The organism is Duodenibacillus massiliensis (genome assembly GCF_900128485.1).
In the GTDB taxonomy this organism is placed as follows: Bacteria; Pseudomonadota; Gammaproteobacteria; order Burkholderiales; family Burkholderiaceae_F; genus Duodenibacillus; species Duodenibacillus massiliensis.
In genome coordinates this window covers 1-1,325 of record NZ_LT635854.1, presented here as the reverse complement: position 1 = coordinate 1,325, position 1,325 = coordinate 1, and the positions used below count along the sequence as shown (strand labels likewise).

1 protein-coding gene is annotated in these 1,325 nt (G+C 54.1%); it reads left to right on the top strand.

The window, feature by feature from the left end:
- Nucleotides 1-889: 889 nt before the first annotated feature.
- The coding region (locus BQ7486_RS00655; RefSeq protein WP_074008588.1) for a phage baseplate assembly protein V at nt 890-1,325 on the top strand (436 nt) is incomplete at its 3' end.

Genomic DNA, 1,325 nt, shown 5'->3' with positions numbered 1-1,325 from the left:
GATTTGAGCGGCACTCCGAAGTCGCTGAAAAATCCTCAGGCGCTTACTTTGCAGATCGGCGGTGTGACGAAGGTGACGTATGACGGGAGCAATAAGGCTACGTATAACGTAACGCTTCCGAAGATTCCGACGAGCCTCAAGAGTCCGTATGCACTGACGATTAAAAGAAATGGCACGAAGCTGGGGGATTATGACGGCGNAACAACAAGGACGCTCTCACGGCCTTGCAAACAGTTGCCGGCAAACATGTGAGTTATGAGGCACAGCAGCTCACGAGCGAACAGAAGACGCAGGCCCGCACGAATATTGATGCCGTGTCGAGCGCACAGCTTTCTGCAAAGCTCAACGGGACCGTGCTCAAGGCGGGAGCTGCTACCGAAGGTGGCGGCAGCGAAGCAATCGGCCTGAACAGTCTCACAGACGAAGGAGAGTTTATTGTCCCGACGGCAAAGGATCGCCCCAGTGGTGTCTCTGACACGTATCAGAACCTTCAGGTCTCTGTGCGCNGAAAACGCCGAAGGGAGAGCCACATACGTTTGAGATCGTGGCAACTCAGGCTGACGTCGAGGGAACTATTGACGTTGAGATGCAGGAAGACATTGTGTCTCTGGTTGATGACGCAAAACCCCTGCGAAGTCATTACACCCTGACGATTCAGCAGAACGCCAAGGGCGGAATCAACNAAAGTTGCGCAGCCTCAACAAACGTCGGGTGACGGGGCGGATTTCAGTTATTGGCGATGTCATGCTTGTGGCCGGTGCCGTTGTTGAGTGCAGCGGCTTCGGCAGCTTTGACGGGAACTTCATCATCGAAGAAGCAGTGCATTCGCTGGATTCGTCCGGCTACAGAACGGACATCAGTTTGAGGCGTGTGAACAACGCGTATTGAGATGGGACTTTTTGAACACTCCGCGCTGCCGGAAAAGATTAATGACCTGATCCGGATCGGAGAGGTTTCAAGTATCAACCCGAAAAAGGGAACGGCCCGCGTGGTTTTTGACGATGATGACGGTACGGTTTCTTTTGACCTGCCGATTCTGCAGCGCAACACCTTTGCCACGAAGGACTTCAACAGCGTCAATGTCGGCGAGGATGTGCTCTGCCTTTTCCTGCCGACGGGGCCGGAGGAAGGCTTCATTATCGGGAGTTTTTACGCGGGTGAAATTGAACTTCCGGAAAGCGATGAGAACAAGCGCACGACGTTGTTTAAAGACGGGACGCGCATTTCCTACGATATGGCAGCCCACGTGCTGACGGCGATTATCGAAGGCACGGTGCTGACGGCGGACCGAAAGAACGTATCGGCCACAGTTCCGGAAGCTGTGA